This is a genomic window from Streptomyces sp. OfavH-34-F (assembly GCF_022347745.1).
Classification (GTDB): Bacteria; Actinomycetota; Actinomycetes; order Streptomycetales; family Streptomycetaceae; genus Streptomyces.
Genome location: NZ_JAKRGC010000413.1, coordinates 1 through 4,543 on the forward strand (window position 1 = coordinate 1; position 4,543 = coordinate 4,543).

Annotated in this window: 5 protein-coding genes; all 5 read right to left on the bottom strand. The window is 71.8% G+C overall.

The genetic code is table 11. The annotated features are described in order from the left end of the window. A partial coding sequence (locus MHW47_RS32260) for an aldehyde dehydrogenase family protein (RefSeq protein WP_239227403.1) occupies positions 1–223 on the bottom strand: 223 nt, incomplete at its 3' end. 64 nt (positions 224–287) lie between these two features. Next, complete coding sequence (locus MHW47_RS32265; RefSeq protein WP_239227404.1) at positions 288–878, bottom strand: TetR/AcrR family transcriptional regulator; 591 nt, start codon at positions 876–878, stop codon at positions 288–290. Positions 879–886: 8 nt separating this feature from the next. After that, positions 887–1,747: an ATP-binding cassette domain-containing protein gene (locus MHW47_RS32270; protein ID WP_239227406.1), complete on the bottom strand. Its 861-nt coding sequence runs from the start codon at positions 1,745–1,747 to the stop codon at positions 887–889. Between the two features lie 38 nt (positions 1,748–1,785). After that, positions 1,786–3,579 (bottom strand): dipeptide/oligopeptide/nickel ABC transporter permease/ATP-binding protein, encoded by a 1,794-nt coding sequence (locus MHW47_RS32275; RefSeq protein WP_239227405.1) that lies wholly within the window; start codon positions 3,577–3,579, stop codon positions 1,786–1,788. Beyond that, on the bottom strand, positions 3,576–4,543 hold a 968-nt coding region (locus MHW47_RS32280; RefSeq protein ID WP_308381738.1), incomplete at its 5' end, for an ABC transporter permease. The genes MHW47_RS32275 and MHW47_RS32280, both read right to left, overlap by 4 nt.

Here is a 4,543-nt window from a genome sequence, read left to right on the forward strand (position 1 = left end):
CCCGCCACAGCAGCCGGGCCCGCTCCGCGGCGGACAGCGCGGCCCACGCCGGGTCGGCCAGGGCCCGCCGGGCCGCGTCGACGGCGGCGTCGGCCTCGGCCGGTCCGGCCTGGGCACAGGTCCCCAGCACCTCCCCGGTGGCGGGGTCGCGGGTGGTGAATTCCGTTCCGTCACCGGCGGCGGCCCATGCGCCGCCGATGAACAGCCTGCCTCGCACATGCATGGCGGTCCTTCGTCAGGTCTTCGTCGAAGCCCGGAAACGGGCACGGTGGTCCGCCGGAGACGGATCAGTTGTCGAGGTTGCGCATCAACCGGTCGACGTAGGCGCGGTATTCGGGGATCAGCGCGCCGTCCGGGAACATCAGCGAGGTGACGTTGGCGCCGATGGACACCCCGATCACCTCTCCGGCCAGCTCGGAGACCGCGGGCGTGTCCGGGGTCTCGCCCTTGCCGCGCGCGGCGGCGATGCGCTCGGCGAGCCGGCGGCGCCAGACGTGCAGGTGTTCCCGGTACAGCGAGGCCAGTTCCTCGTTGGCCACCGAGTGCTCCCACAGCGCGAGCAGCACGCGGGCGGAGTCGATGCGGTACCGGTCGAGCGGCAGTGTCGCCTCGATGTCGTGGCGCAGCGCCTCGCGCGGGTCGCCGTCCGGTTCGCTCGGGCCGATCTGCTCGCTCATCTCCGCCAGGACGCTCTGGAACGTGGCGGCCACGATGCTGTCCTTGCTGGGGAAGTAGCGCTTCAGCGCACCGTTGGCGAAGCCGGCCTCGGCGACGATGCTGCGCATGGTCGCGGCCTCGAAGCCGCCCTGGATGATGAGCTTCTTCGCGACCGCGACAATCTCCCGGCGTCGCTGATCGTGGTCAATGATTTTAGGCATGGTGTCCCCTACGGTACTGGCGGGGCGGCTGTCGCACGAAGCCCGAGCCGGCTCCGTCTCCGCTCCGCCTGCCGGGCCGGATCGGCGACCGGCGAGGCCAGCAGCAGCCGTCGCGTGTACGGGTGTTCGGGCGCGCGGGTGACCTTCTCGTTCGGTCCGGTCTCCACGCACTCCCCCTGGTACATGACCGAGACCCGGTGGCAGATCCGCCGTACGACGCCGAGGTCGTGCGAGACGAAGAGGTAGGAGACCCCGGTCTCGCGCTGGATGTCGATGAACAGGTCGATCACCGCCGCCTGCGTGGTCAGGTCCAGGGCACTGACGGGTTCGTCGCAGACGATGAGGCGGGGGCGCCGCACCAGGGCGCGGGCGATGGCGATGCGCTGGCGCTGGCCCCCGGAGAACTCGCCGGGGTAGCGCCCGACGGTGTCCGCGGGGAGGCGGACGTGGTCGAGCATCTCGGCGACCGTGGCGCGTGCCCCGGCGCGGCCGGTGCCGGACGCGGTGAGCGGTTCGGCGAGGATCTGGCCGACGGTCATGGTCGGGTCGAGCGAGCCGTAGGGGTCCTGGAAGACCACCTGGAGGTCGGCGGCCAGCCGGCGGCGGGCGGCGCCCTTGAGGTGGGTGATGTCCCGGCCGTCGAAGCGGATGCTGCCGGAGGAGACCTCGGCCAGGCCCAGGATGGCCTTGCCGAGCGTCGACTTGCCGGACCCGCTCTCGCCGACCAGGCCCACGCACTCGCCGGCTCCGATGGTCATCGAGACGCCCTTCAGCGCGCGGAAGGTGTCGCGGCCGCGCCGGTAGTCGACGACGACGTCGTTCACCTCCAGCAGCGCCGCGCCGTCCCGCGCCTCCACGTCCTTCTCCATCTGGGCGCCCTCCGTTTCCTTGTCTGCTCCGGTGCCGGTCATGCGGTCACCTTCCGGGCCCCGTGCCAGGCCGCGTCCAGGTCGTCGCGGCTCTCGGTGTCGTCCTGCGAGGCGCGGATGAGTTCGGCGGTGTACGGGTCGCCGGGTTCGGCGAAGATCCGCTCGACGGTGCCGGACTCGATGACCCGGCCGTCCTTCATGACGGCGACCCGGTCGCAGATGTCGGCGACCACGCCGAAGTTGTGGGTCACGATGACGAGGGCCATCCCGTACTCCTGCTGGAGTTCCCGCAGCAGTTCGAGGACTTCGGCCTGGACCGTGACGTCCAGCGCGGTGGTGGGCTCGTCGGCGACCAGCAGGTCCGGTTTGCCGGCGACGGCGCCGGCGATCAGGACGCGCTGGGCCATGCCTCCGGACACCTGGTGCGGGTAGGAGGCCATGACGCGTTCGGGGTCGGTGATGCCGACGCGTACCAGCACCTCGTGGGCGCGGGCGCGGGCGTCGGCCTTGCTCAGCCCGTGCACGGCGCGCAGCGGCTCGGTGAGCTGGTGGCCGATCGTGTAGCAGGGGTCGAGGTTGCTCATCGGCTCCTGGGGAACGTAGCCGACGCGGGTACCGAGCAGGGCGTGGCGCCGGGCGCGCGACAGGCCGGCCACGGACTCGCCGCCGATCCAGATGCCGTCCGCGGCGGCGCTGCCCTCGTCGGGCAGCAGGTCCAGTGCGGAGAACATGGTCTGGGACTTGCCGGAGCCGGACTCGCCGACGATGCCGAGGACCTCGCCGGGGGCGACGTCCAGGCTGACGCCGCGGACGACCTGCTTGTCGCCCTGCGGGGTGCGGTAGCCGACGCGGAGGTTGTCGATGCGCAGGGCGCTGACCTCGGCGGGGTGGGTCAGTTCGCCGCTGGCGGCGGTGGTGGCCTCGGTGCGCCGGTCGGTCTCCTTGCCGCGGCGGCGGGGGGCAGGTGCGGTGCGCGCGCTGACCAGGTCGGCGAGGGTCGAGCCCATGAAGGCGAGGGCGGCGATGGTCACGCCCAGGGCGACGGAGGGCCACAGCAGGATGAGCGGGTGGGTTCCCATGGTGCGGAAGCCGTCGTTCATCATCTGGCCCCAGTCGGGTGTGGACCCGGTGCCGACGCCGAGGAACTGGAGGCCGGTCTGCATGCCCATGGCGACGCCGGCGGTGAGGGCCGTCTGGATGATGACGGGGGCGCGGACGGCGCGGAGCATGTGGGCCCGGAGTATCCGGCCGTGGGTGAGTCCGGCGACGCGGGCGGCGTCGACGTAGGGCTCCCGGCGGACGGCGAGGGCCTTGGAGCGGGAGATGCGGTAGTAGCCGGGGGCCATGAAGGCGCCCACGGTGACCATCAGCACGGTGAAGTCGGCGCCGGTGCCGGCGGCGACGATGAGCAGGACGATCATGCCGGGCACGGACTGGAGGCCGTCGCTGATCCAGGAGCTGATCCGGTCGGCGAGGCCGCCGAAGTAGCCGGCCGCGATGCCCGTGGGGACGCCGAGTCCGACGCCCACCAAGCAGGCGACGGCCGCGCCGTAGACGGTGGTCCGGGCGCCGTACAGCAGCCGGCTGAAGATGTCGCGGCCCGCGGAGTCGCCGCCCATCAGGTGGTCGCCGCCGGGCGGTGCCTGGGTGAGGTTGTAGTCGACGAGGTTGGGGTCGTGCGGGGCGAGCAGCGGGGCGAGGAGTCCGACGAGGACGACGAGGAGGAACACCGCCAGGGCTGCGACGCCGAGCGGGCGGCGCAGGTAGCGCGCCCACAGTCGCTGGTCGGCCCGGACGGCCGCGTCCGTGAGGGGCAGTGCGGCTTCGGTCATATCTCGCGCACCTTCGGGTTGATCCAGCCGAGCACGAGGTCGAGCAGGAAGTTGATGAGGACGACGAAGACGACGGTGACGGCGGTGAGGCCGAGGAGGATGGGGATGTCGCCGATCTGGGAGGCGGACTGGGTGAGGCTCCCGATGCCCGGCAGGTTGAAGATGATCTCGACGACGATGGCGCCGCCGAGCAGTCCGACGAACATCACCGCGAGGACGGTGAGCGCGGCGGGCGAGGCGTTGCGCAGGACGTGCAGGGTGACGCGGCGGGAGGACAGGCCGCGGGCCTTCAGGGTGCGGACGAAGTCCTGTCCGCTGACTTCGAGGAAGCCGTTGCTGAGCTGTTCGGCGATCATGACGATCGCGGCGAGGGCCAGGGCGACGGACGGCAGGGTGATGGAGCTGAGCCAGGCCGACGGGGACTGGCCGAAGGGTACGTAGCCCACCGCGGGGAACCATTTGAGCCGCACGGCGAACGTCATGACGAGGACGAGGCTGACCCAGAAGCCGGGCAGGGCGAACAGGACGACGGAGGCGACCTTGAGGACGCGGGCGAGGAGGCCGCCGGGGCGCAGGCCGGTGGCGACGCCGACGACCAGGCCCAGCACGGCGGCGAGGAGGGTGGCGGCCAGCACGACCGAGAGGGTGACCGGGACGCGGAGGGCGATCTGGTCCGAGACGGGCTGGAAGTTGCGCCAGGACGTGCCGAAGTCGCCGCGCATGGCGTGCGAGAACCAGTCCCAGTACTGGGTGATGATCGGGCGGTCCAGGCCGAGCTTCTCGTGCAGCGCCGCCCGCTGGGCCGGTGTGGCGTTGTTTCCGAGCAGGCCGGCGGTGGGGTCGCCGATGGCCAGGTGCGCAAGGAAGAAGGTGGCGGAGGTGACGACGAGCAGGAGGACGAGTCCCGAGAGCAGTCGCCGTATCGTGAATCTGATCATGTTGGGCCCCTCTGACGGCGGGGGCC

What these genes read in the sequence shown, in the direction of transcription:
- MHW47_RS32270 (WP_239227406.1), bottom strand. Translation starts at nt 1,747, where the DNA reads ATGGAGAAGGACGTGGAGGCGCGGGACGGCGCGGCGCTGCTGGAGGTG.
- MHW47_RS32275 (WP_239227405.1), bottom strand. Translation starts at nt 3,579, where the DNA reads ATGACCGAAGCCGCACTGCCCCTCACGGACGCGGCCGTCCGGGCCGAC.
- MHW47_RS32265 (WP_239227404.1), bottom strand. Translation starts at nt 878, where the DNA reads ATGCCTAAAATCATTGACCACGATCAGCGACGCCGGGAGATTGTCGCG.